Below are 25249 nucleotides of genomic sequence, written 5' to 3'. Positions count from 1 at the left end.
CTTCCTTGCTTATCGTTCTACGGTCTCCATCACGAAAGCTTCGATCACGTCGCCTTCTTTGAGATCGTTATAATTATCCAGCGTAATACCGCACTCGTAGCCTTGTGCTACTTCTTTAGCATCATCTTTGTAACGTTTCAAGGAATCCAGCTTGCCTTCGTACAGCACGATGCCGTCACGAATCAGGCGAGCTTCCGCCGAACGTGTGATTTTGCCGGAAGTAACCATACAACCTGCAATGGTACCCACTTTGCTGATTTTGAACGTGTTGCGAACTTCTGCATGCCCAATGACATTCTCTTTGTAGACCGGATCAAGCATACCCTTCATCGCCTGTTCGATTTCCTCGATCACGCTGTAGATGACGCGATGCAGACGAATGTCTACTTGCTCCTGCTCAGCCGTGATTTTCGCCTGATTGTCAGGACGCACATTGAAACCGATCACGATGGCGTTCGATGCCGTCGCGAGAATGATGTCAGACTCGGTAATTGCACCTGCACCACTGTGAATGATTTTTACGCGCACACCTTCGACTTCGATTTTGGCAAGGGAGCTTTTCAGCGCCTCAACCGAACCTTGCACGTCACCTTTGATGATCACGTTCAGATCCTTGATTTCGCCGTCTTTGATGTGTTTGAACAAATCATCCAGCGTTACGCGTGTGTTGGTGCCCAGATCGGACTCACGCTGCGTAATCGCGCGTTTGTCGGCAATCGAACGTGCCTTGCGCTCGTCTTCGAATACCATGAACGGATCGCCTGCGCCTGGAACTTCGGTCAAACCGGTAATCTCTACAGGTGTCGAAGGTCCGGCTTCTTTCAAACGGCGTCCTTTGTCATTGACCATTGCGCGCACACGTCCGAAACAGTTACCTGCAACAAACGCATCCCCGACTTTCAATGTTCCGTGCTGTACGAGAACGCGAGCTACCGGGCCACGGCCTTTGTCGAGCTCGGCTTCGATCACCGTACCGCGGGCACGTTTGTTCGGGTTGGCTTTGTACTCGTTTACTTCTGCAACGAGCAGAATCATTTCAAGCAGACCTTCCAGTCCGATCCGTTGTTTCGCCGAAACGTTAACAAAGATCGTGTCGCCGCCCCACTCTTCCGGAACGAGCTCATAGTTGGTCAATTCTTGTTTAACGCGATCTGGGTCCGCACCCGGTTTATCGATTTTGTTCACGGCAACGATAATCGGAAGTCCGGCCGCTTTGGCATGGTTGATCGCTTCAACCGTTTGTGGCATGACGCCGTCATCGGCAGCTACCACAATGATGGTAATATCCGTAACCTGAGCTCCACGCGCACGCATAGCGGTAAACGCTTCGTGACCTGGCGTGTCCAAGAACGTGATTTTCTTGTTGTTGATCTCAACTTGATAAGCACCGATATGCTGCGTGATTCCGCCTGCTTCGCCGCCTGTAACGTTTGTTCTACGAATGGCATCAAGCAGCGTTGTTTTACCATGGTCAACGTGACCCATGATGGTAACGACCGGTGGACGGGACTGCAAATCTGCCGGATCGTCGTTCTCTTCAACCGTTTCGAAACGATCGTCCTCAACCGGGATTTTCACTTCGACTTCAACACCGAATTCACCCGCGAGAAGAAGAATCGTATCAATATCGAGCTCTTGGTTGATGGTCGCCATAACGCCCATGCCAATCAGCTTTTTGATCACCTCGGAAGCGTCTTTGTGCAGCAGCTTCGCTGTTTCGCCTACCGTCATGTCACCACGAACGATGATTTTCTTCGGCGTATTGTCGATTTTCTCGCGCGGCGGGGACTGGTGTTGATTTCTGCCACGGTTATTTTTTCCACCACGATTGTTGCGGAAATTGTTGCCGCGTCCGTCATCGAAACGACGTCCGCCACCATTGTTGGAACGGTTACCGTTGTTGTTTCCGCCCGAACCGCCTTGGCCGCCTCGGCGTTGTCCTTGTCCTTGGCCTTGGCTCTGGCCTTGGCCGCCGCTGCGATTGCCGCCATTGCTTGAATTTGCGTTTCTTACTTGACCGCCACCGCTGTTGTTGCTGCGCTGTCCTCCGCCTTGCGGACGGGATCCGGTGCTGCCACCAGTTCCGCCTTGCGGACGGGATGCGGTGCTGCCGCCAGTTCCGCCTTGCGTACGGGAGCCTGCACTGCCGTTAGTTCCGTTTTGCGCCGGTCTGGAGCGGTTGCCGGATTGTCCCCCTTGGTTTGAACCTTGGGAGCTATTGGATCTGTTGCGGCTGTCTTGGCCGCTGTGTCTTTGGGAGCCGTTGTTATTGTTGGAATTTGGTCTATTGTTCATACCTACCTGCTTTTCCTGTTGTATTTTTGTTTGTACGGGACTGCCGGAAGAACTTGAATTGCCCGGCGTGTTCACTCCGCCGGCCGGCTTGCTGTTGTCCACTGTTTTGTCGCTGCGCACCGAAGATGTGGCAACGGACTTTGGTTCGGAGCCCTGCTTCGTAGCTGCAGATGATTTTATGTTTTTAAAAAATTGTTCCACTTTATCCACCGAACCATTCTCCATGACGCTCATATGATTGTTCACCGGAATATCCAGTTTTTTAAGAATGGTTATGATTTCTTTGCTGCTCATGTTAAGGGACTTCGCATATTCATAAACCCGCAATTTATCCTTGTTGTCCTGTTTACTCAATATACTCCACCTCCGACATTATACCGACTTGCTTGGAGATCATTTTTGCAAACCCAACGTCCGTTACTGCAAGAACAACCCGCGTGTCTTTACCGATACTTGAACCCAGGCGATCCCGGTCAAAACCGATGACGAGCGGCACCTGGTAGGAACCGCATTTGTCGCGAAATTTCTTTTGTGTATTGGCCGAGGCGTCACCCGCAACAATAACCATTTTAGCTTCGGAAGAGCGGATTGCTTTGAGCACAATTTCTTCACCGGTAGCCAGCTTGCCTGCGCGCATCGCGAGTCCGAGGTAAGATAACACTTTTTGGTCACTCATCCTGATCACGCTCCTGCGCAGCCTTGAATTCATCCTCCACGCGAATGAAGTCTGCAGCCAGCTGCTCGTAAATTTCCGGTGAAACCTTGCCTTTCAACGCCCGGTCCAGGGACCGGTTTTTGAATGCAAGCTTGAAACAAGATTCTTTGCCGCATAAATACGCGCCACGTCCGGATTTTTTGCCAGTCAGATCGATCAGCACCTCATCCTCGGGCGTTTTGACCACGCGAATCAGCTGCTTTTTGGGCATCATTTCCTGGCACGCCACACATTTGCGCAGCGGTACTTTTTTTGGTTTCATACATTAACGCCCCCCCGTGCTTAGCTCTAGTCGACGGAGACGGAATCCTGATGCATTTCCGCGGAAGAATCCTTTTCTCTGCCAAACTCCTGTTCTGCCTGGGTCTCGCTCTTGATATCGATCTTCCAACCGGTCAGTTTGGCCGCAAGACGGGCATTCTGTCCCTTGATCCCGATTGCCAGCGAGAGCTGATAGTCAGGAACGATGACCCGCGCCATCTTCTCTTCCTCGAATACCTGAACCTCCAAAACTTTGGAAGGGCTGAGGGCGTTGGCCACATACTCATCCACTTGTTCAGAGTATCGAACGATATCGATTTTCTCGCCGCGCAGCTCATTCACGATGGTCTGCACGCGCGTGCCTTTCGGACCTACGCAGGAACCGACCGGATCGACTTCCTCATTGCGGGAATGCACCGCGATTTTGGAACGGAAGCCAGCTTCGCGAGCGACGGAACGAATTTCTACCACGCCGTCGAAAATCTCGGGAACTTCCAGCTCGAAGAGACGTTTCAACAAACCTGGATGCGTACGGGACAAAATGATTTGCGGGCCTTTGGTCGTATTTTCCACTTTCGTGATGTACGCCTTGATCCGGTCGCCGTGAGCAAACTTCTCGTTCGGCATCAATTCCGTCAAAGGCAATGCCGCTTCGATCTTGCCCAGGTCGATGTAAATATTGCGCAAATCCTGACGCTGCACAACGCCTGTGACGATATCTTCCTCTTTATCCACGAAAGCGTTGTAAATCAACCCGCGTTCTGCTTCGCGAATGCGCTGCGTCACGACCTGTTTCGCCGTTTGGGCGGCAATACGCCCGAAATCGCGCGGCGTAACTTCAATCTCCGCGATATCTTCCAATTGGAAGTGAGGATTGATTTCGCGGGCTGCCGGCAAGGAAATTTCCGTCCGGGAATCCAATACTTCCTCGACGATCAATTTGCGGGCATATACCCGGATGACGCCCGTGTTGCGGTTCATGTCGACGCGCACGTTCTGAGCTGTGTTAAAGTTCCGTTTGTAGCTGGAAATCAGAGCTGCTTCGATGGCTTCAAACAGCACATCCTTGCTAATCCCTTTTTCCCGCTCCAATTCATTCATTGCTTCAATAAAGTCCATACTCATGAATAATTGATCCCCCTTTCAAACATGGCACCCCATACGTAAAACGGCGAAGGCCCAAAACTGCCGGGCACCTTGCCGTTATCGCGAGGGATGTGTCTTTTTATTAGGTAAGTGAACAAGGTACCTAAAACAGAATGGCCAAGCGCGCGCTTGCAATCTTGTCATAAGGAACGGCATGTTGTTTCTTGCCGGCCTCAATGACAAGCTCACTGCCATCAAAAGAAAGCAGTTTGCCTTCAAACTCTTTCATTCCGTTCACCGGTCCGTAGGTCGTCACATATACGTTTTTGCCTACGGCTTTGGCAACGTCCTCCGGCTTTTTCAGTGGACGTTCCGCACCCGGAGAGGACACTTCAAGGAAGTAGACGGTCGGAATCGGATCGGTCTCGTCGAGCTTGGCGCTAAGCTGCTCGCTGATCATGACGCAATCGTCAATGTCGATACCGCCTTCTTTGTCGACATATACCCGCAGAAACCAACTGCTGCCTTCTTTGACATATTCGATGTCAACCAGCTCGAAGCCTTGTTCATTCAAATAGGGTTGGATCATTTCTTCCACAGTAGATTTAATCTTCGATGTGCTCAAAACCGATAACCTCCAACTTAGGTTACACCGGCCAATAGTTGCCGGCAGTTGTTAAATACCCAAGATTCTTTCATACCAAAGACTAAAGAGTGGGTTTCCCCACTCTTCAGAAATTCGTACTATCTCGTTCACTCCAGAAATTATAACATAGTCTGGTAATAGTGACAAGTAAGCTCTAACCTTCGCCCTTTAGAACAAGGACAACTGGTTGCTTTCAGGCAAACCTCGGAAGCATCCCATGCTCGTAAGAAGCTCGACGATCGTTTTGCTGGCCTTCGACTTCTGCTGGAAATCTTCAATGGAGAGGAACTCCCCATGCTCTCTCGCCGCCGCGATATTGCGCGCAGCATTGTCACCGATCCCGGCCAGCGCCGAGAACGGCGGAATCAGCGAATTGCCGTCCACGATAAATTTCGTCGCTTCGGAACGATACAGATCAATCGGCTTGAGCGAGAAACCTCGCGCTGTCATTTCAAGCGCCATCTCCAAAATCGGCAGCATGTTTTTTTCTTTTGGCGGAGCCTGGAAGCCCAATTGCTCGATCTCGACGATTTTGCGATAGATGGCATCGTAGCCCTGGCACACGAGCTCGATGTCGAAGTCCTCGGCACGAACCGTGAAATACGTTGCATAATATTGAATCGGATAATACAACTTAAAGAAAGCGGTACGCACAGCCGAGATCACGTAAGCAGCGGCATGCGCCTTCGGGAACATGTACTGGATTTTGAGACAAGAATCGATGTACCATTGCGGCACTTTGCATTTTTTCATTTCATCGATCCATTCCTGCGGCAAACCACGTCCCTTACGCACGCTTTCCGTAATCTTAAAAGCAAGGCTGGCGTCCATGCCTGCTTTGTAAATCAGGAACAGCATGATGTCGTCACGGCAGCCGATGACCGTTTTGATCGTGCACGTTCCGTTTTTGATCAATTCCTGCGCATTGCCGAGCCATACTCCGGTTCCATGCGACAGCCCGGAAATCTGCAGCAAGTCCGCAAAAGAGGACGGTTGGGATTCCACAAGCATCTGGCGCACAAACTTCGTTCCCATCTCCGGCACCCCGAAAGTAGCAACAGGTGAGCGGATCTGCTCAGGCGTTACGCCGAGCGCCTCCGTCGAGTTGAACATGCTCATCACCTTCGGATCGTTCATCGGAATGGTCGTCGGATCCACGCCCGTCAAATCCTGCAGCATACGCATCATGGTCGGATCATCGTGTCCCAGAATATCGAGTTTGAGCAAGTTTTCCTCAAAGGCATGGTAGTCAAAATGCGTCGTTTTCCACTCGGCATTGACGTCGTCCGCCGGATACTGCACAGGGGTAACGTCTTCGACTTCAATATAATCGGGCACAACGACGATCCCGCCGGGATGCTGTCCCGTGCTCCGTTTAACGCCAGTACAGCCGGCAGCAAGCCGGTTCAATTCGGCCCCGCGCCATTTCTTGTGGTGGCTTTCCTCGTATTTTTTCGCAAAACCGAACGCGGTTTTTTCCGCCACTGTGCCGATGGTGCCAGCCCGGAAAACAGCCTTGTCGCCAAACAATACCTTCGTATAATTGTGCGCATGCGGCTGGTAATCGCCGGAGAAGTTCAAGTCAATATCGGGAACCTTGTCCCCTTTGAATCCGAGGAACGTTTCGAACGGAATGTCCTGTCCTTCGCCTTTCAGCCTATTGCCGCATTTCGGGCAATCCTTCTCGGGCAGATCGAATCCGCTTGGCACGCTGCCATCGAGGAACCATTCGCTGTATTTGCAATCCGAATTGGTGCAAATGTAATGGGCAGGCAGCGGATTAACCTCGGAAATGCCCAGGAACGTCGCCACGACAGAGGAACCGACCGATCCCCTCGATCCGACGAGGTAACCGTCTTGATTGGATTTTTTAACGAGCCGCTCCGAAATGAGATAGTTCGCGGAAAATCCATATTTGATGATCGGACCCAGTTCTTTTTCCAGCCGGGCTACGATGACTTCAGGCAACTCTTCGCCATAGATCGATTTCGCCGTATTGTAACACGTATTGCGAATTTCCTCGTCGGCCCCCTCCAGGTTCGGCGTAAAGAGCTTGTCCGGGAACAACTTGATCTCTTCAAAACGGTCCGCCAATTCGGACGTATTGGTCACAACGACTTCATACGCCTTGTCCGTGCCAAGGAACTCGAACTCCTGCAGCATCTCATCCGTGGTGCGGAAATGGGCGTCCGGTTTGCGAATATCCTTCAGCGGGCTGAAGCCGGTAATGCCGTGAATCGTAATGTCGCGGAACAGCTTGTCCCGTTCCTCCAAATAATGCACGTTCCCCGTCGCAACGACCGGTTTGCCCAACTTGTCGCCGATGTCCACCACTTTGCGAATGGCCGTTTTCAGCTCATCCGGCGTAGCGACCAAAGCTTTCTCGACCAAGTGCATATACATCGTCAAGGGCTGAATTTCGAGCACATCGTAAAACTGGGCAATCTCCTCGGCTTCCTCCAACGATTTGTTAAGCACCGCTTCGAAAAATTCACCCTTTTCGCAGCCTGACAAAATGAGCAGCCCTTCGCGCAGTTCAACCAGCTTCGATTTCGGGATACATGGCACGCGTTTGAAATATTCCGTATGGGATAACGATACCAGCTTGTACAGGTTCTTTTTCCCGACTCCGTTCAGCGCGTAAATACAGCAATGGAACGGACGCGTGTTGGACAGGTCTTTGCCGACATAGTCATTCAGACGGTCTAGCATGGTCAACCCTTTCATTTGAGCCGCATCGTTCAGCAAACCGTTCAGGATGCCGGCGAGTGCCACCGTATCGTCAATGGCCCGGTGATGGCTTTCAAGCGCCACTTTATATTTATCGGCAAGCGTGTTGAGCCGATGGTTTTTCATCGTAGGATAGAGCAGCCTCGCCAGCTCCAACGTATCCAGGACAGGGTTAGGCAGCTCCGGCATGCCCAGGCTTTTCAGGGAAGCCTGGATAAAGCCCATATCAAATCGAGCATTGTGCGCAACCAGCACCCCGTCCCCCACGAACGCAGCAAAATCGCGAATGACCGGTTCAAGCTCTGGCGCATCTTTTACCATTTCATCCGTAATGTTGGTGAGCTGTTGAATGTTGTAAGGAATTCGCTCATGCGGGTTGACGAAGGAGGCGTACCGATCGATTTCTTTGCCGTCCTGCATCTTCACCGCGGCGATCTCGATAATTTTGTTTTGGGTGACCGACAGACCCGTTGTCTCGATATCGAATACCACATACGTGGCCGTTTTTAATTCCAGCGGCTGGGGTGCCAGCACAACGGCAACGGAATCGTTAACTACGTTGGCTTCCAGCCCGTAGATCATTTTGATGCCGTTTTTCTTCGCCGCCTTGGCCGCCTCCGGATATACTTGCACGCCGCCATGATCCGTGACAGCGATCGCTTTATGCCCCCAGGCAGCAGCCGTTTTCACGTATTTGTCAATGGAGGTTACGGCATCCATCGTGCTCATCGTTGTATGAAGATGGAATTCGACGCGCTTCTCTTCCGCATTGTCCTTGCGGGACGGTGGGGCCTTGACTTCCATCAGATCGGAAGGAATCATGGCCAACTCCGGAACCTGCATAAACCGATCGTATTCGACACGCCCACGGACTTTGACCCATTTACCATTGGCCAGCAGGCTGAGGATCTTGACATCTTCCTTCGTCTTCGCAAACATCTTCATCTGCATCGAGTCGGTAAAGTCGGTCAGGAAAAACGTGAACAACGTATTGCCGTTACGCAGCTCTTTGCTTTCCAAGCCAAAAATGGTCCCTTGCAGCGTTACCTTTTTCTCTTCGTCCTGAATGTCCTGCATAGGCACTGGCGGTTCTTTGATTTCATAGCCCATTTGCAGGCGAATCTCGCCCTGATCTTCTTCCTCCGGCATCTCGGATTCGACGGCTGCAGCCCTCATCTGTTCGATGACCTGCCGCTCTTCTTCCCGCTTCTTAAGTTGGAACTGCTCCATGGCCTCCTGATTGTTCCCACGTTCTCCGACAGCCATTTTTACGCGCAACGATGTATTAAAGTATTTATCATAAAAGGTCATAATGGCCTGATCGATCTGTTTTTTGCGCGCAAGCTCCAGCGACATGGCGTCGCTCATCGTCAGCTGCAGCAAATCCTCCTGGCATTCGAACTGGGCCCGGCTCATCCATCCATTGACGGACGGAATTTCCCGATGCGCCCATTCCAGAAACAAATTCCAATACTCGCTCACGATGTCGCCGAGCTGTACTTGTTCATTGTATTTGAAGCCAAACGTAATTTTGGCGATATGATTCAGCTTTTCTTGAATATGCAGGCAAAATGTCCGGTAGATCGGCGCAGGTACCAAAGTATCCTTTACGATAAGAATGCTCCAGTCGCGATTGCTGCGGCTCGTTTCCACCTTTTCGATCCATCCGTCCAGAAAATAAGGCTCTACCAAACCGGACGGAAGCTCGGCCTGCTTCATCAACAATTCAAACCGTTTTCTCTTTTCCTCGATTCCACTCATCATGTTCCTCCTCGTGCCTTCAAAACAGGAAAAGCTCCTGTGTCCAAAATGTCTTCGATCCGACCCGGCACCGACTCATTTTTTCTGACAGAAGCTCTCCATTCTACATCGCGGGATGAATCGTTGGATTCACCCTTTCTTCCTGATTAGTAGGCTCTTGCAAACACAACGGTATGTTTCGCTTTTTCACCGCAAGCCAAGCAGGTATGCTTTTGTTCCTTTGGCTCGAACGGAATGTTGCGGCTTGTTGCCCCCGTCACTTCGCGAACCTTATCTTCGCAAGCTTCCGAGCCGCACCAGCCAGCCAGCGTAAAGCCGCGTTTGTTTTCCATGAGCTGTTTCATTTCGTCCAGCGTATCCACGGAGTAGAAGTTTTCCGACATAAAGCTGCGGGCACGCTCCAGCATTTCGCCTTGTACCTGTGCCAGCATGTTCTGCACTTCTTCCACCAGGTTAGCCTGTTCAATCACTTTTTTCTCGCCCGTGATGCGGGATACGAGGACACAAACGCCATTCTCCATGTCGCGAGGTCCGATTTCCAGACGGACAGGGACTCCGCGCATTTCATACTCGTTGAACTTCCAACCAGGACGTACGTCGCTGCGGTCATCCATTTTTACGCGAATGCCCGCTTTTTTCAATTCGGAGAACAACTCGTCGGCACGGCCAACGACGGCATCACGCGTTTTTGGCGGTCCGATCGGGATCATCACGACTTGCGTCGGTGCCACTTTTGGAGGAAGTGCCAATCCACGATCGTCGCCATGAACCATGATCAGTGCTCCGATCAAACGCGTGCTTACACCCCAGGATGTCGTATAGGCATGCTCAAGCACGTTTTCGCGGCTGAGGTACTGGATTTCAAAGGCTTTGGCAAAGTTCGTGCCCATGTAGTGGGAAGTTCCGGCCTGTACGGCACGTCCATCCTTCATCATCGCTTCGATCGAGTACGTGTCCACCGCTCCCGCGAATTTCTCGGAAGGCGTCTTCTGACCGCTGATCACCGGAATGGCCAAATACTCTTCGACCACTTCGCGGTAAATTTCCAGCATGCGCATCGTTTCTTCACGTGCTTCTTCTTCCGTCTCATGCGCCGTATGGCCTTCCTGCCAAAGGAATTCGCTTGTACGCAGGAACGGCAGCGTTCTTTTCTCCCAACGAACAACGTTCGCCCATTGGTTGATCAGCACTGGCAGGTCACGATAGGACTGGATCCATTTCGAATACATGTGACCGATGATCGTTTCCGACGTCGGGCGGATCGCAAGCCGCTCTTCCAGCTTTTCTCCGCCAGCCTCGGTGACCCAAGGCAGCTCGGGATTGAAGCCTTCCACATGCTCTTTTTCCTTCTGGAAAAAGCTCTCCGGAATGAACATCGGGAAGTAGGCATTGCGATGGCCCGTTTCGCGGAAACGGCGATCCAGCTCATCCTTGATATGCTCCCAGATTTCAAATCCGTCCGGCTTGAACACGATGCAGCCGCGCACCGGGGAATAATCCATCAAATCGGCTTTTTTAATCACATCAATATACCAGCGGGAAAAGTCCTCTCCCTGTGGCGTAATTTCAGTCACGAACTGTTTATCATTTTCCTTCGACATAAGAATCCAGTGTCCTCCCATTACGACCATCTTCACTGGCTGCAAAGACAGTCCAACCATAATTATCTGTTAATTAATCGTAGAATATCATTATAAGTTACTGCAAGCATTAGCACAAACAACATCGCAAAACCGATAAAATGTACCATGCCTTCCCGATTCGGGTTCAGAGGCCGGCCGCGCACCGCTTCGATCCCGAGAAAGATGAGACGGCTTCCGTCCAGCGCCGGGATCGGCAGCAGGTTGAAAATACCCAGGTTAATGCTAATCATGGCGCTCCAATATATTAATCGATCCAAGCCAGATTTAGCAATCTCTCCGGTAACCTCAATCGTTCTTACAGGCCCCCCGATATCGTCCAAGGCAAAATTTTGCACGAGCTGCTGAAGACCTTTAAAGATCAGTTTGGATGTTTCGATGGTATATTTGCCCGAAAGCGACAGCGTTTCGATGAAACCGGCTTGTCTGGTCGGATATCCAAGAGAGATCCCTACCTTGCCGTTTCCTGATCCATCAACGTCCGCAGGAGTTACAGAGACGGAGGCCTCCTGACCTCCCCGTTCTATCATCCAATCCATAGATTTGCCTTTGGATTCGGAGATGAGACTGATCAGTTTCTGTTGATCCGCCCCAACAGCCGTACCGTTAATGGACTTGATGATGTCCCCTTCCTTCAAACCTGCCTGCTGCGCAGGCCCATTAGCCGAAACCTCGGCTATTTTTATGTAAGAAGGATTTTCAACGGGAACGCCGCTCACCTGGATATAGATAATAAACAATGCAAACGCAAGCACGAAATTCATCAGCGGCCCTGCAAAAATAGCCATAGCACGCTGCCCGACCGTTTTGCTGCTGAACCAACGATCTTTAGGCGCAATCTGCATGGTGTTGTCTTTTCCTACGATAAGGGCTTGAGGATGAACGGAAAATGCCATACGTTCCCCATCCACATCCAATTCCAACTGCAGATTTGTCTCCAAATCCACATGCAGGACCTCACCCTTAATGACATTCTTATACTTTTCGAGGTTGGCGGTGAATATCTTTTCGATGCTGCCGTCTTTGATGCGAACGCATATGGTTTGCCCTACGTCTATAAGAGAAATATCAGGATCTTCGCCTGCCATTCTGGCATAACCGCCAAATGGAAGCAACCGGAACGTAAACTGAGTTTCGCCTCTTTTATATGAAAACATTTTAGGACCAAAACCGATAGCAAACTCACGAACCAAAATGCCTGCACGCTTCGCAAAATAATAATGGCCCCATTCATGAATGGCAACAATCACAAAAAACATCATGAACACATAGAACGCGATTTTTAGAGTTTCCAACTACATTTGCACCTCCTTCAACTTAGTATGCAAGCTTTAGAATAACATTATTCTCAAAAAAATACCAAGAAGTATTTTGGATCTCGGATCGCTGCCAAGTGCGATATCTTCCAAACGACGGTTCATGAACGGGTAGCGGCCAAGCCTTCTCTGCTCGACTTCATTTGAAAACAGGGTTTCCATTTCTATGAATAGAGGATATTCTCCATAATCGATAATATTCTCAAAATGAATATCAATTGAGCCCGGAACATGCAGCAGCGGAACGTACCCGCCATAACGATAATCATAACACGAAATCTCTTGAGGCATAGCACACGCTTTAAACTAGCGAAAGACTGCGAGCTGTTGGTCCCCTGGATTTGGCCCAGAACAGGATCCATGACCGGTATCGATTCAACCTATACAACGTCTCTTAGTAACACTTCATTGTAGCATTCATATTGATCATGAGGTGTAACGCCCTTCAACAATCCTGACGTCTAGCGCTGCAGCTTTTATATTAACGTCCGTATACTCCATTCCGCAAGCTTAGTGTATTGCTTTTCTCAAGGGATGTATAACCATTCATTGGCTGGCTATGCCCGATTCCTCCTTCAAATATGTAGAAAGGCCACCTTTTCGATCAGAACAGATCTTGAAGGGGACCTTAGAAATACGATGGTTCACAGTATGTGATATGACCCGGGCTTCGTAAAACACGAAAGCCCAGCGGTCCGCTTGGCGTGTCTGGTGGATGCTCAACAATGTAAAAAATCAACTATATTATACCATATAGTTGATTCCATAAATACCCTATTCGGTTTATGAATTCAATTCAATCAAAGACTCGGCAAACCTGCGCGACTGTTGATCTGCCAAATGAATCTCCTCAAGGACTGGATTCTGAATAAGAACGTGCTGATCAAGCACTTTCTCGATGATATATTCTATTTGCAAAAATGGAATCAGCCCTTTCAAAAACGCCGCTACCGCTACCTCGTTAGCCGCATTGAAAGCCGTGGCCGCAGTTCCTCCCATTCTTCCACATTCATAAGCCATTCTTAAACATGGAAACCGTTCCATGTCCATCTCGCGAAAATTCAATCGCCCTGCTTGTGCCAGCGAAAGTCTCTTGGAAGGTGACGGCAATCGATCGGGATAAGTCAGGGCATATTGGATCGGTACGCGCATGTCGGGATTTCCCAACTGGGCAATGATGCTCGTGTCTTCAAACTCCACAAAAGAATGGACAATGCTCTCCGGGTGAAGCAGCACATCGATCTGATCATAATCAAGGCCGAATAGCCAGTGAGCCTCAATCACTTCAAGTCCTTTGTTGACCATTGTGGCGGAATCGATCGTGATTTTGGATCCCATGGACCAGTTCGGATGTTTCAATGCGTCTTCAACGGTCACGTGCTCCAGCTGTTCGCGGGACAAGTCCCTGAAGGAGCCCCCCGATGCCGTGAGCGTAATGCCTTTTATGCGATCCCGATTCTCCCCGTTCAAGCATTGAAAAATGGCAGAGTGTTCGCTGTCCACGGGAAGCAACGCTACGCCTTTGGCCGCAGCCCGGGAAGTAACGATATGGCCGGCGGTAATCAGCGTTTCTTTATTGGCTAGGCCGATCTGTTTGCCTGCTTCGATCGCTGCCAGCGTGGACTCCAATCCGACGCTGCCCACTACCGCAGTGACAACCGTATCTGCATCGGTTCCGGATGCAACTTCAATCAGACCTTCTTCGCCGTAACACAGCTGCGTTCCCGCAGGGAGATATGGAGCGATCCTGTCTGCAAGCTCCTTGGAACCGACGGATACTTTTTGCGGCCTGTAACGTTTGGCTTGATCTATCAGAAGTTCGATGTTTCCCCCGGCAGCCAGACCCTCGACCTGAAAAAGGTCTGGATGCATGTCTACGACATCCAGTGTCTGAGTTCCAATGGAACCGGTAGAACCGAGAATCGCAATTTTTTTCATGCTGCACCTCATTTTCATTTATCCCATTACATGTACGGCCATTCGCCATACACGATCTGCATTCGTAATTAATAGGGCAATAACATCAGTATATGTACAAACGGGAATACCACGATCCAACTATCACATCGATCCAAGATGCCTCCATGTCCCGGAAGCAGATTGCCGGAATCCTTGATGTTATATATACGTTTGTATGCGGATTGGATCAAATCCCCCATCTGCCCTACCACCGCAGCGGCAAGCCCGATGAATATCGCCCTTTCCCAAGTGAGCAGTCCGTCCGAAGCCCATGCAAAAACAAGCGAGGTCACAATTGCAATCGCAATGCCACCCAACGCTCCTTCAACCGTTTTGTTGGGGCTAATCGATGGCCACAGCTTGTTTTTGCCGATAAGCTTTCCTACAAAGTAGGCCCCTGCATCACTGGACCAAATGGAACCGAGCAGCAAAAACGTCCAAAAAAGACCGTTTGGCAAATGCCTCGATTCCGCAATGTAATAAAAGCCAACCCCTACGTAAACCACGCCCAGAAACAGCATGGCTACCGTGTTCACCGATATTCTGTTTTTCGTTACAACCGAGGTTGCCATCAACACAAGCATAACAAGCCAGCCCACCTGAAATAACGTTAGCGGGCGATGGTCCCACAGCATTTCCCATGGAAACACCAATGCAAAAACACCTGCATACCCGATTAGGGCTGCGCCCGAAAAGGGCGGCAGCCCTGTCATTTTCACAAACTCATAATAACCGATGAGAGCCATTACCAGTACCAATCCATGGTACCAGGGTCCACCCAGCAGGCAAAAACCCAAAAACAACGCGCCTGCTATTATTCCTGTCGTTATTCGCTGTTTCAACGGCTTCATCCTCCATCTATTTCAAACCGCCGTAACGCCGTGACCTGCGCTGATATTCGGCCACGGCTTCAAGCAAATGCTGTTTGCCGAATTCAGGCCAATATATATCCGTAAACCATAATTCACTATATGCCAATTGCCACAACATAAAATTGCTGAGTCTAAGTTCGCCGCTTGTGCGGATTAACAAATCAGGATCAGGCATGCCTGCAGTAAACATATGTTTGTCGATCACTTCAGGCGTGATTTCCTCGATCGACAATTCCCCCGACTGCACTTTCAATGCAATCTGCTTGGTACAGTCCGTCATTTCCTTGCGACTTCCGTAATTCATTGCAAAATTCAATACCAACCCGGTATTATGCTGCGTACGCTGAATTGCCTCACGTAAAGCATCCACGGTGTGGGAAGGCAAATATTCCTCTTGACCCATCATGGAAATACGAACATTTTTTTCGATCAGTTCATCCAGCTCTATCGCCAGGAATTCTTGCGGAAGCCGCATCAGAAAGTCCACTTCTTCTTTTGGACGCGCCCAATTTTCTGTCGAAAAAGCGTACATCGTCAGATATTTAATCCCCAGTTCATCCGCTGCTATGGCCGCACGCTTGACGGCTTTCATGCCGCTTTGGTGCCCGGCGATCCTCGGAAGTCCAAGCCGTTTGGCCCAGCGTCCGTTTCCGTCCATGATGATGGCAACATGCTCCGGGATATTGTCCCCGGAAATCGTCAGCGTTTCCTGCTTTTCAGCCCCATTCCACCACGACCGAACCCGTTTGATCATTCCTGTTCCTCCAAAATCCTTGAAGTTTCTTCACCTGAAGCTTGGAAAAAGAGACAAAACCCCACCGTATCGGAGGGGCTGCGCTTGTCTTACACTTCCATAATTTCTTTTTCTTTGGCAGCGAGTACCTTATCGACTTCAGCGATAAACTTGTCCGTCGATTTCTGGATATCGTCTTGATGTCTCCGGGATTCGTCCTCGGAAATGTCCGACTTTTCCATTTTTTTGATGTCATCATTTGCATCGCGCCGAATGTTTCGAATGGCCACTTTGCTTTCTTCACCGAACTTTTTGGTAAGTTTGACAAGTTCGGCTCTGCGCTCTTCAGTCAACGGAGGAATGGACAGGCGAATCATGCTTCCGTCATTTGCAGGCGTAAGCCCGAGATCGGATTTCATGATCGCGCGCTCAATGTCGCTCATCGAAGATTTATCCCAAGGCTGAATCATCAGCGTACGGGAATCCGGCGTACTGATGTTGGCCAACTGGTTGAGAGGCGTCATCGCGCCGTAATATTCAACTTGAATTCGGTCCAACAGAGCTGAGCTGGCACGTCCGGCACGCAGAGTCGCAAGATCGCGACGCAATGCCTGAATGGCCTTTTCCATACGTTCTTCAGCACTTTTTTTAACTGCTTGTGGCATTAATCTACACTCCCTTTAACGATTGTTCCAATCCGTTCGCCAAGAACAACGCGTTTGATGTTGCCTTGCTCTGTAATGGCAAATACAATCAACGGAATGTTATTGTCCATGCAGAGCGAAGACGCTGTCGAGTCCATCACGCCTAGATTTTTATTAAGTACATCAAGGTACGTCAGCTGCTCATATTTCTCAGCCTTGCTATCCTTGAATGGATCTGCCGAGTAGACGCCATCCACTTTGTTTTTAGCCATCAGGATGACTTCAGCTTCAATCTCCGCTGCGCGCAGCGCCGCTGTTGTATCCGTGGAAAAGAACGGGTTACCTGTACCTGCTGCAAAAATAACGACCCGGCCTTTCTCCAGATGACGAATGGCTCTACGACGAATGTACGGTTCTGCAATTTGCTGCATCGCAATGGATGTTTGCACGCGCGTAGGCACATCGATTTGTTCGAGTGCATCCTGCAGGGCGAGCGAGTTCATGACTGTTGCCAGCATACCCATATAATCGGCCGTTGCCCGGTCAATGCCGTTTTCGCTTCCGGCGATACCGCGCCAGATGTTGCCGCCGCCACATACGATAGCGACTTCGACGCCCAATTCAACAACTTCCTTTACCTGCTGGGCAATCGAAGAGATCGTCTCTGCATCAATACCGTAGCCGTTTTGGCCAGAAAGGGATTCCCCACTAACCTTTAATACAACGCGTTTAAATACTGGCTGTTCCAATTGTTCACCCTCCACTTTGAATTGAGCGCCTCCGGCGTTCAATCAACAAAACTTCTCGCGCGTAGCCTCCTGCTTAAAAAGAAAGGAACACAGCTTGTGTTCCACTCTTTTTAGGAAAAACGATGATCCGGAAAGGCATTGTTTTCCTTAGATATAAGGGAGTTGCGAGCTTCGAAGTTTGTTCATTCTTATATCTTCGAAAAGCATTTTGACTAACCGGCAATCATTCGTTATTGCTTACTTGTTTACTTGGGACATAACTTCTTCTACGAAGTTGTCGACTTTTTTCTCCAGGCCTTCGCCCAGTTCGTAACGAACGAAACGACGGATGGAGATATTTTCACCGATTTGGCTGATTTTTTCATTCAGCAATTGAGAAATCGTTTTGTCAGGGTCTTTAACAAAAGGTTGCTCCAGCAAACAGAACTCTTCGTAGTATTTGCCGATGCGGCCTTCAACCATTTTTTCAACGATTTTTTCAGGCTTGCCTTCGTTCAGTGCTTGTGCTCTCAGGATTTCTTTTTCTTTTTCCAACTCTTCCGTGGAAACTTCTTCGCGGCTTACGAATTTAGGGCTTGCTGCTGCAATTTGCATTGCGATATCTTTAACAAACTCTTTAAATTGGTCTGTTTTACCTACGAAGTCCGTTTCGCAGTTAACTTCAACCAGAACGCCGATCCGTCCGCCAGCATGAATATAGGATTCCACTGTACCTTCAGTTGCTGCACGGCCAGCTTTGTTTGCCGCAGCTGCCAGACCTTTTTCACGCAACAGTTCAGCCGCTTTTGTCAGGTCACCGTTTGCTTCTTCCAGCGCTTTTTTGCAATCCAGCATACCTGCGCCTGTTTTTTCACGAAGTTCTTTTACTGCACTCGCATTTACTGCCATTGTTAATTCCCTCCAAAATGAGTTTTGTAAGTACACTCTAAAAAAAGGGCAGTGAGAGGTTATCCACCTACCAACCACCCTTTTCATTTAATTCTTAAGGTATAATGCGAGCTCGATTAAGCGGATGTTTCTTCGCCTTGGTGAGCTTCGATTACGGCATCAGCCATTTTACCTGTCAGCAACTTAACGGCACGGATCGCGTCGTCGTTACCTGGAATAACATAATCGATCTCGTCTGGATCGCAGTTTGTATCAACGATACCAACGATTGGGATACCCAATTTGCGAGCTTCGGCAACAGCGATACGCTCTTTGCGAGGATCGATGATGAACAGGGCGCTTGGCAGGCCTTTCATATTTTTAATACCGCCGAGGAATTTCTCCAGACGATCTTTTTCTTTGCGAAGCAAGATAACTTCTTTTTTAGGCAATACGCCGAAAGTGCCGTCCTCTTCCCAAGCTTCCAATTGTTTCAAACGATCGATACGTTTTTGAATCGTTTGGAAGTTTGTCAGAGTACCACCCAACCAACGTTGGTTGATGTAGAATTGACCAGCGCGCTCAGCTTCTTCTTTAACGGAATCTTGAGCTTGTTTTTTGGTTCCTACGAACAGGATTGTACCATTTTCAGCTGCGATTCCTTTAACGAAGTTGTAAGCTTCCTCGACTTTTTTAACTGTTTTTTGCAAGTCGATAATGTAGATTCCGTTTCTTTCGGTGAAGATATAACGATCCATTTTTGGGTTCCAACGACGAGTTTGGTGACCGAAGTGTACCCCAGCTTCAAGAAGCTGCTTCATGGAGATTACTGCCATCTTCACACACCTCCTAATATGGTTTTTTTGTGTCCCTCCGCAGGCATCATTTTTTGCCAAGACTCTCCATCAGGAAAGCACCCTCAACAAAATTAGCCATGCGTGTGTTTTAACACCGTTAACTAATATAACACAAGAAATTGTTGGTTGCAACATTTACCTCGAATGTTTCTATCCGCTCCTGCATCTGCCGCTGCAAGCAAAGAACCGTCCTGTCTGAGCAAGCTCAGCTTGACGGTTCTTTGATGATTTTGTCGATGATGGACTGGTAGCTTTCACCTTTTTCAAGAGAGTAGGTGCCTACTTGTATTTTGGTGTTAATCTTTGCTTCCCGGCCTGCTTTGATGAAGCTTTCGGCATCATCCACAATGCCTGCTTTTTCGAGATTTTCCGCTACCATCACAAGTGTGCTTCCCGAACGGATCCGAAAAGAGACCTGTTTCTTCGGTTCCGCAGGGGCGGTAGGCTTTGAGGTTTCGGGTTTGCTCGTTTGTGTTGGCGAATCCGCAGCATCTGCAGAAGGCTGCTGCGGATCAATAGGGGTTTCGGGTTTTTCGGCCGGCTCCGTCTCTTTCGGCGCAGTTGCCGTCTCTCCCTGCAGCGTGCTGCTCTCTTGTTTCTTTTTTTCCACCCATTCGGTCTCGGTATAGAGCTCTGCATCATTGTCAACCAGCTTGAGATTCATGCTCTTCGCAGCATTCTCCAGCTGTTCCCTCGATAACGACGAAACCTGCTCAGGCTCCAAAGCGTTATCGGCTAAAGCATTTTGTCCCACGTTGGCAAGCTGAAGCAATACCGCTCCGACAATCATGCCGCTGCCAATTCCGATCCATAGGGAGCGCTTGTCCATGCGTCAGCTCTCCTCCCGTTCTGCAAGCTGTAAGATCAGCTGCACTTCTCCGCGTTGAATCCCCGTGTGTTTTGCGATGGCATCCATGGATTTCCCTTCTCCATGCAGCCGGAACAACTCCGCATACCGCGCTTTGATGGTTTCGCGTTGGGGATCGGGCAATTCATCCATCTTTGGCTGCTCGGCAGCCGCCAAAGAAGGTTGAAACGCGGTCTCCTTGGTTTCTCCTGCCGGCGCTTCGGAGATCGCATTCCGGACATAAACTTCGTTCACTGCTTCAACCCGGGCCTCTTCAAGTCCCTTCAACCGTTTTTCCAGTTCATCAAGCTGGGCCTGCATGCGCTGATCCGCAGCCGCGGCTTCTCCCTTCATTTCGGCAACGCGCTGAATCAGAGTATCGTTATCCCTCTCGATTTCGGCCATATAATGCTCAAGCGTTGCCTCCATTTCTTGAACAAGCTTCTGTTCCGGTACTTCATTCTTGTTTTTCTTCGGCTGAATCAGAGCGTAAACGATGGCACAGCCTCCCAGTATGACAATAATAATCCACGGTGACATCGAATCTCTCCTTATGCTCATCCTGTTTCAAAAAAAGTCCATGCCATCATCTCAGAAGGACAGATCGATATGTTTCCCTTTAAACGGATGCTCGGCAAGCTTGGGCTGTTGCTCCCCGGTTTCTTCCACATCGCTCGTCAATGTGCCACCATGGCGTTCTCCTTGGTGGGACTGGCCATCCCTCACCGCAGCATCCGCCGTTTCGTCCACCGCAGTGCTGCGCTGACTCGATGCCTGAGCTTCCTTGGCTGTTTGCTCCGCAATCATCTGCTGATCCAGCATCGGCCTCTGTTGGTACTCATTTTGGTAACGCCCAGCTTCACTCGTTCTAGGCACCGCGATCTGCAGTTCTACCGCCTTGAAACTCATGCGCTCACCTCTTGGGTTTCGAATGGAACTTCCTGAACTCGAATCGTGAGATCAAACGTATGGAACCGTCACAATGTCTCCATCACTGTAATAAAATGAAATTCGATGGACGGGATCTTTAACAAATTTGGTGTATCTGCCGATAACTATCTTAGAGCCACCATAGATGGTCTTGAAAATATCGACGCGCGCCATGCTCGTATTTTCTAGAATCTTCTCGATTTCCAGGATGCGGTGTTTCGTTTCCTCGTTTTGACGCATCGAAGATTTCTGAGTGGCAGTAAGCTTGATCCGCATGGCCATTTTGTCAGGGCTCAGCTGGCCCGATGCGGCCAGTTGGTCCAAAAGGGCCAGTGCTTTCCTCGTTTTGTCCAACGAATCCATATGGGTTCGCAAATTCGAGCGCAAATCGTTCAGCTCATTGCGAAGTTTGGGTAAAACACCGACCTCAATGGAGGTCACCGTGGACATGCTGTTTCCGACAATGCGCGCGGAAACATTCTCACCGGCCTGGATCGTCCCGCCGACGATCAGCCCTTTCGTTCCGGCACAGATCACGTTACGGCCTGCACGTATGCTGGAATGCATGATGCTCTGGGATACGAGAACATCTTCGCCGGCATCGACATGCCCTTCCTGAACAAACGTGCATTTCACGTTATGTCCGGCATGCACATGCCCTTTGTTATATCCAATGATCCCGCCCGTAATTTCTACGGAACCTCCGGCTTCCAACTCTGCTCCTTCGACTCCACCTACAACGCGTATGTCGCCGGCTGCTTTAACTTTGAAACCCGTCAGCACGTTGCCACGGATGACCACGGTCCCTACGAAATCAACATTGCCGGTGCTATAATCAACGTCGCCGTTAATTTCGTATACAGGGAACACATTTAACTTGTGATCTTCCGTTTTGGTCACAAGCCCGTCAATCGCGGCATACATTGCGGAGCCATCCGGATTAACAACGACGTTTTTTCCCACTTTAAACCGGGCTTCTTTTCCTGGACGAAAAGGAATGGTTTCACCCGTTACCGCGGTACCAGGGGTGCCTTCTTCCGGGGGAACCCGTTCGGCGATAATCTGTCCGGAACGAACGTTGTCAAGGCGAGTGACTTCCTTATAGTCCACCTTGCCATCCTCGGCTTCCAGCGGACGGTGTTCGCTGTGTTCCTCCAACCCCGCATGCAGTTTGATAAAACCGTCCTTGCCTGCAACCGGAGCGATTCCTTCGGCAAATAAATAACGTACATGGATATGCTTTTCGGGCTGTGCCACAAAAGCGAGCAGGGCTTCCTTTATGATGCCATACTTGATCCCCTGACTTGCGATATACATTTCCAGTTCTTCCAGAGCGATTTCCTGACCCTCTTCATGTTTCGATAATTCCAAGTAAGCTTTGCTTTTGTCTTCAGAGAATACAACGCTCAGACATTGTTCCAACGCATTCGGCTGTGTCAATGCAGCTCTTCCCCCTTATTAGACCTTCCACTCCCTAAATTCGTATCATTTTCTATTTTAGTCCCTGCTCAGCAGCAATTCCTTCTGTTTGTCCAACGTTCCGCGCAGTCTTAATATCGCCTTGGAATGCAGCTGCGAAATCCGCGACGGGGAAAGGGACATGACCTCGGCGATCTCGCTGAGCGAAAGGTCCTCATAATACAAGAGGGACACCACCGTCCGTTCCTTTACGGTCAGCTTTTCCAATCCCTGCACCAGTGCTTCCTTCAAATAAAACTCGTTCACTTTGTAGTCCGGGTTTTTGGCCTTTTCATCCACCATTAAAGAAAGCCGCGTTTCCGATTCTTCCTCCCGGATCGGGTCTTCCAGGGAACACAATGACATCACGGCCACCTCCTGAAGCATATGCTGAAAGTCCTTTGTGGACACATCCAGGTACTGGCTCATTTCTTCATCGGTCACAGAGCGCAGATACGTCTGTTCCAGTTGTTGATACGCGTCTTCGATCCGTTTGGCCTTCTCCCTAACGGAACGTGGGACCCAGTCGCCTTGGCGCAGCCCGTCAAGAATGGCCCCTCGCACCCGCCAGGAAGCATACGTTTCGAATTGAAGGCCTCTTTCATAATCAAACTTCTCGAGCGCATCGATCAGCCCCATGACGCCGTTGCTCTCGAGATCATCTTTAGGTACGTTTTTAGGCAAACCAACGGCTAATCTGCCAGAAACGTAATTAACAATGTGCAAATATTTTTCAATCAAACTTTTCTTCGCATCAAGATCTCCATGTTCCTTCCACTTTTCCCATAGATCAGCATGGTTCAAATGTGCAGCTTTACGCTCGTTCAATTGCCTTCACCCTCCTTATTTGTCTGTCAGGTGACGAACAGCTTGCGCCAACTCTTCCGGCTCTTTCGTCCGCACAAGTTTCGGCGGGTTTAATGGCGTGAAATCCGTCTTCGTGTTTTCGGATGTCGGAAGATCTGCCTCGGCGGAAGCGTTCTGTCCATTCTTGAGCAAGTCGTTCAGCTCTTCTCCATCGCCTTCAAGTGTGATGTCCATCTGCGAACCTTTGACAGCCTGATTATTCAGGGAATCAACATCGAACCCATTATGTTCCGGGGAAGGAGCCAGCAGCATGCCCAACACCCAGCGTAGACCATATGCAAGAACAAACCAGACTACGAATCCGATGAACCCGCGAATTAAACTGGTCACGAACACATTGCTGCTATATGCTACAAAAAAAGTCAGAATAAATCCGACTATGCCTGCTCCAAGATTAATGCGGTAGTTTCCAATCATATGTTTATAGTTCCTTTACACCCATTTGTACGCTTCGAATAGTCAAAAGCCCGGTTTCGCAATCCATTTCAATGGTACGGCCATAATTACCACCGGTATCTTCGGCAACAAGCGGTATTTTAAGCTTCTCCAGCCATTCCCGGCAAGACTCGGCATTTCTCGGCCCGATGCGCATCGTCTCTCCTGCTCCCGAGAAAGAAAACATTTGGGAGCCGCCGGCCATTTTGGATACGATCCGTGACTGGGAAGCCCCTAACTGCAGCATTTTCTCCAAGAGCTCGGGCAATGCGGTATCTGCATATTTCGCCTTGTTTACGTTTCCCTCTCTTGCGATTTCCGACGTTGGGAGCATAACGTGTGCCATCCCGGCAAGCTTCAGCTGCGGATCGTACATCGTTAAACCCACGCAAGATCCCAGGCCTGTCGTTCGAATAATGCCGGGAAGTTTGGCTATGTTCAAATCCGCCATTCCGACCTTGACGATGTTTTTGTCTTCAATCATAATCCAGCGGCACCCCTAAAGACTCAAAAATCTTGGCGAATGACGCAGGATCGGGAATCAGGAAAAATTGGCCCTCTACTTGATCCTGTCCTTCAAGAAAGGAGGTGTCAATGAGCAATGCGTCGTCCCCCATTTCCCCGAACTGCAACAGCCCGTAGCTAAGAATGGCCCCAGCCATATCGACAGCCAATCCGGGAACGGTAGGATACATGGACAATCCGGTAAAGTCAGCTAAGGATGACAGATAGGAGCCAGCCAACATGTTTCCAATTTCGGATAAAGCCGACTGCTCCATTTCTGTAAACTCGAGACCTTCCTTCAATTCAAAACCGGCAAGCCGGTTCAACAGCATTTTGGCGGCTTCCGGAGCCATCATGAAAAACAGGTTGCCAGGCGCCTCACCTTCCACCCGGAGGAACACCGTGACCACGATGCGCTCATCGCCGCCGACCTTATCCGCAACTTTTTCAAAAGGAAGCATTTCCACAGTCGGTACGCCCATATCGATCGGTTTGTTCAAAAGCTGGGACAACGCCGTAGCGGCGTTGCCAGCTCCAATGTTACCGACCTCTTTGAGCACATCCAACTGGATACCCTCAAATCGGTTGAATATTTCCACGGTTTAGCCCTCGACGCTTTCCAGCTGAACGATTTCGCTTCTGCTTAATACTTCATTCAGGTTAAGCATGATGAGCAACCGTTCATTCTCCAATTTGGCCACGCCGCGCAAGTATCTCGCTTTTACGCCGCCAACCACTTCCGGGGGATTGTCGATGGAACTGCTCTTGATGTCAATGACGTCGTTGGCCGCGTCTACGATGAAGCCGACCTGCATATCGCCTACTGCCACGATGACGATTCTTGTTTGATCGGTATATTCCGTTTCAGGCAAGGAAAACCGGCCGCGGAGGTCAATGACGGGAATGACCACGCCGCGCAGGTTGATGACGCCTTTTACGAAAGAGTACGTATTGGGTACCCGGGTAATCGGCATCATGCGCTCAATCGTCTGAACCTTTTCCACCTCTACGCCGTACTCTTCGGAACCGAGTTTGAAGACGATCACTTTCAATTCTTGATCCATGGATAAAACCTCC

Annotated in this window: 25 protein-coding genes; all 25 read right to left on the bottom strand. The window is 49.8% G+C overall.

The features are described from left to right. Window positions 1–9: 9 nt before the first annotated feature. Entirely contained in the window at window positions 10–2649 is a 2640-nt protein-coding gene (gene infB / locus L6H98_RS17910; RefSeq protein ID WP_236417132.1) for a translation initiation factor IF-2, read from the bottom strand. Continuing rightward, window positions 2642–2971 carry a ribosomal L7Ae/L30e/S12e/Gadd45 family protein gene (locus L6H98_RS17905; RefSeq protein ID WP_236417131.1) on the bottom strand — a complete coding sequence of 110 codons (330 nt, stop codon included), beginning with the start codon at window positions 2969–2971 and terminating at the stop codon, window positions 2642–2644. The genes infB and L6H98_RS17905 overlap by 8 nt, the downstream gene beginning before the upstream one ends. After that, window positions 2964–3272: a YlxR family protein gene (locus L6H98_RS17900; RefSeq protein ID WP_236417130.1), complete on the bottom strand. Its 309-nt coding sequence runs from the start codon at window positions 3270–3272 to the stop codon at window positions 2964–2966. Before L6H98_RS17900 ends, L6H98_RS17905 begins: the two co-directional genes overlap by 8 nt. A gap of 26 nt (window positions 3273–3298) precedes the next feature. Then, window positions 3299–4396, bottom strand: coding sequence for a transcription termination factor NusA (gene nusA, locus L6H98_RS17895; protein ID WP_236417129.1), 1098 nt, complete (start codon window positions 4394–4396; stop codon window positions 3299–3301). 124 nt (window positions 4397–4520) lie between these two features. Continuing rightward, complete coding sequence (gene rimP / locus L6H98_RS17890) at window positions 4521–4982, bottom strand: ribosome maturation factor RimP (protein WP_236417128.1); 462 nt, start codon at window positions 4980–4982, stop codon at window positions 4521–4523. Between the two features lie 189 nt (window positions 4983–5171). Continuing rightward, window positions 5172–9494, bottom strand: coding sequence for a PolC-type DNA polymerase III (locus L6H98_RS17885; protein ID WP_236417127.1), 4323 nt, complete (start codon window positions 9492–9494; stop codon window positions 5172–5174). A gap of 146 nt (window positions 9495–9640) precedes the next feature. Continuing rightward, entirely contained in the window at window positions 9641–11095 is a 1455-nt protein-coding gene (gene proS / locus L6H98_RS17880; protein WP_236417126.1) for a proline--tRNA ligase, read from the bottom strand. Between the two features lie 62 nt (window positions 11096–11157). Then, complete coding sequence (rseP, locus tag L6H98_RS17875; RefSeq protein ID WP_236417125.1) at window positions 11158–12429, bottom strand: RIP metalloprotease RseP; 1272 nt, start codon at window positions 12427–12429, stop codon at window positions 11158–11160. Between the two features lie 36 nt (window positions 12430–12465). Beyond that, complete coding sequence (locus L6H98_RS31415; protein ID WP_339277487.1) at window positions 12466–12741, bottom strand: DUF4135 domain-containing protein; 276 nt, start codon at window positions 12739–12741, stop codon at window positions 12466–12468. A 492-nt stretch (window positions 12742–13233) separates the two neighbouring features. Continuing rightward, window positions 13234–14388, bottom strand: coding sequence for a 1-deoxy-D-xylulose-5-phosphate reductoisomerase (locus L6H98_RS17870; RefSeq protein WP_236417123.1), 1155 nt, complete (start codon window positions 14386–14388; stop codon window positions 13234–13236). A gap of 68 nt (window positions 14389–14456) precedes the next feature. Further along, window positions 14457–15251 (bottom strand): phosphatidate cytidylyltransferase, encoded by a 795-nt coding sequence (locus L6H98_RS17865; protein WP_236417122.1) that lies wholly within the window; start codon window positions 15249–15251, stop codon window positions 14457–14459. A 16-nt stretch (window positions 15252–15267) separates the two neighbouring features. Then, a complete protein-coding gene (locus L6H98_RS17860) occupies window positions 15268–16035 on the bottom strand; it encodes an isoprenyl transferase (protein WP_236417121.1) in 768 nt (255 codons plus the stop codon). 89 nt (window positions 16036–16124) lie between these two features. Continuing rightward, window positions 16125–16679: a ribosome recycling factor gene (gene frr, locus L6H98_RS17855; protein ID WP_236417120.1), complete on the bottom strand. Its 555-nt coding sequence runs from the start codon at window positions 16677–16679 to the stop codon at window positions 16125–16127. Beyond that, on the bottom strand, window positions 16679–17407 hold the full coding sequence (gene pyrH, locus L6H98_RS17850; protein ID WP_236417119.1) for a UMP kinase: 729 nt from the start codon (window positions 17405–17407) through the stop codon (window positions 16679–16681). Before pyrH ends, frr begins: the two co-directional genes overlap by 1 nt. A gap of 237 nt (window positions 17408–17644) precedes the next feature. After that, on the bottom strand, window positions 17645–18295 hold the full coding sequence (gene tsf / locus L6H98_RS17845) for a translation elongation factor Ts (protein WP_236417118.1): 651 nt from the start codon (window positions 18293–18295) through the stop codon (window positions 17645–17647). A 116-nt stretch (window positions 18296–18411) separates the two neighbouring features. Continuing rightward, complete coding sequence (rpsB, locus tag L6H98_RS17840; RefSeq protein ID WP_236417117.1) at window positions 18412–19110, bottom strand: 30S ribosomal protein S2; 699 nt, start codon at window positions 19108–19110, stop codon at window positions 18412–18414. 226 nt (window positions 19111–19336) lie between these two features. Next, on the bottom strand, window positions 19337–19960 hold the full coding sequence (locus L6H98_RS17835; protein ID WP_236417116.1) for a peptidase: 624 nt from the start codon (window positions 19958–19960) through the stop codon (window positions 19337–19339). A 3-nt stretch (window positions 19961–19963) separates the two neighbouring features. After that, window positions 19964–20518, bottom strand: coding sequence for a hypothetical protein (locus L6H98_RS17830; protein WP_236417115.1), 555 nt, complete (start codon window positions 20516–20518; stop codon window positions 19964–19966). A gap of 51 nt (window positions 20519–20569) precedes the next feature. Next, a complete protein-coding gene (locus L6H98_RS17825; RefSeq protein WP_236417114.1) occupies window positions 20570–20887 on the bottom strand; it encodes a hypothetical protein in 318 nt (105 codons plus the stop codon). 51 nt (window positions 20888–20938) lie between these two features. After that, the gene (locus L6H98_RS17820; RefSeq protein WP_236417112.1) at window positions 20939–22348 is read right to left on the bottom strand and encodes a FapA family protein; all 1410 of its coding nucleotides are present in this window, start codon (window positions 22346–22348) and stop codon (window positions 20939–20941) included. Between the two features lie 57 nt (window positions 22349–22405). After that, the gene (locus L6H98_RS17815) at window positions 22406–23194 is read right to left on the bottom strand and encodes a FliA/WhiG family RNA polymerase sigma factor (RefSeq protein ID WP_236417110.1); all 789 of its coding nucleotides are present in this window, start codon (window positions 23192–23194) and stop codon (window positions 22406–22408) included. A 15-nt stretch (window positions 23195–23209) separates the two neighbouring features. Next, a complete protein-coding gene (locus L6H98_RS17810; protein ID WP_236417109.1) occupies window positions 23210–23650 on the bottom strand; it encodes a hypothetical protein in 441 nt (146 codons plus the stop codon). Between the two features lie 4 nt (window positions 23651–23654). Then, entirely contained in the window at window positions 23655–24152 is a 498-nt protein-coding gene (locus L6H98_RS17805) for a chemotaxis protein CheD (RefSeq protein ID WP_236417108.1), read from the bottom strand. After that, window positions 24145–24771 carry a chemotaxis protein CheC gene (locus tag L6H98_RS17800; RefSeq protein WP_236417107.1) on the bottom strand — a complete coding sequence of 209 codons (627 nt, stop codon included), beginning with the start codon at window positions 24769–24771 and terminating at the stop codon, window positions 24145–24147. Before L6H98_RS17800 ends, L6H98_RS17805 begins: the two co-directional genes overlap by 8 nt. Before the next feature lie 3 nt (window positions 24772–24774). Then, entirely contained in the window at window positions 24775–25236 is a 462-nt protein-coding gene (locus L6H98_RS17795; RefSeq protein WP_236417106.1) for a chemotaxis protein CheW, read from the bottom strand. Window positions 25237–25249 lie beyond the last annotated feature (13 nt).

This window comes from Paenibacillus sp. JJ-223, from assembly GCF_927798175.1.
In the GTDB taxonomy this organism is placed as follows: Bacteria; Bacillota; Bacilli; order Paenibacillales; family Paenibacillaceae; genus Paenibacillus; species Paenibacillus hubeiensis.
Note: the sequence above shows the minus strand (reverse complement) of the source record. Positions and strands in the feature narration are given on the sequence as shown.

Excerpts from the sequence above, each read along its gene's own strand:
- L6H98_RS17805 (WP_236417108.1), bottom strand. The coding sequence starts at position 24,152 with ATGATTGAAGACAAAAACATCGTCAAGGTCGGAATGGCGGATTTGAAC.
- tsf (WP_236417118.1), bottom strand. The coding sequence starts at position 18,295 with ATGGCAGTAAATGCGAGTGCAGTAAAAGAACTTCGTGAAAAAACAGGC.
- L6H98_RS17900 (WP_236417130.1), bottom strand. The coding sequence starts at position 3,272 with ATGAAACCAAAAAAAGTACCGCTGCGCAAATGTGTGGCGTGCCAGGAA.
- L6H98_RS17885 (WP_236417127.1), bottom strand. The coding sequence starts at position 9,494 with ATGAGTGGAATCGAGGAAAAGAGAAAACGGTTTGAATTGTTGATGAAG.
- proS (WP_236417126.1), bottom strand. The coding sequence starts at position 11,095 with ATGTCGAAGGAAAATGATAAACAGTTCGTGACTGAAATTACGCCACAG.
- L6H98_RS17810 (WP_236417109.1), bottom strand. The coding sequence starts at position 23,650 with ATGATTGGAAACTACCGCATTAATCTTGGAGCAGGCATAGTCGGATTT.
- L6H98_RS17870 (WP_236417123.1), bottom strand. The coding sequence starts at position 14,388 with ATGAAAAAAATTGCGATTCTCGGTTCTACCGGTTCCATTGGAACTCAG.
- L6H98_RS31415 (WP_339277487.1), bottom strand. The coding sequence starts at position 12,741 with ATGCCTCAAGAGATTTCGTGTTATGATTATCGTTATGGCGGGTACGTT.
- L6H98_RS17795 (WP_236417106.1), bottom strand. The coding sequence starts at position 25,236 with ATGGATCAAGAATTGAAAGTGATCGTCTTCAAACTCGGTTCCGAAGAG.
- rpsB (WP_236417117.1), bottom strand. The coding sequence starts at position 19,110 with ATGGCAGTAATCTCCATGAAGCAGCTTCTTGAAGCTGGGGTACACTTC.
- L6H98_RS17860 (WP_236417121.1), bottom strand. The coding sequence starts at position 16,035 with ATGATCAAACGGGTTCGGTCGTGGTGGAATGGGGCTGAAAAGCAGGAA.
- frr (WP_236417120.1), bottom strand. The coding sequence starts at position 16,679 with ATGCCACAAGCAGTTAAAAAAAGTGCTGAAGAACGTATGGAAAAGGCC.
- L6H98_RS17835 (WP_236417116.1), bottom strand. The coding sequence starts at position 19,960 with ATGGACAAGCGCTCCCTATGGATCGGAATTGGCAGCGGCATGATTGTC.
- L6H98_RS17825 (WP_236417114.1), bottom strand. The coding sequence starts at position 20,887 with ATGAGTTTCAAGGCGGTAGAACTGCAGATCGCGGTGCCTAGAACGAGT.
- L6H98_RS17830 (WP_236417115.1), bottom strand. The coding sequence starts at position 20,518 with ATGTCACCGTGGATTATTATTGTCATACTGGGAGGCTGTGCCATCGTT.
- nusA (WP_236417129.1), bottom strand. The coding sequence starts at position 4,396 with ATGAGTATGGACTTTATTGAAGCAATGAATGAATTGGAGCGGGAAAAA.
- L6H98_RS17905 (WP_236417131.1), bottom strand. The coding sequence starts at position 2,971 with ATGAGTGACCAAAAAGTGTTATCTTACCTCGGACTCGCGATGCGCGCA.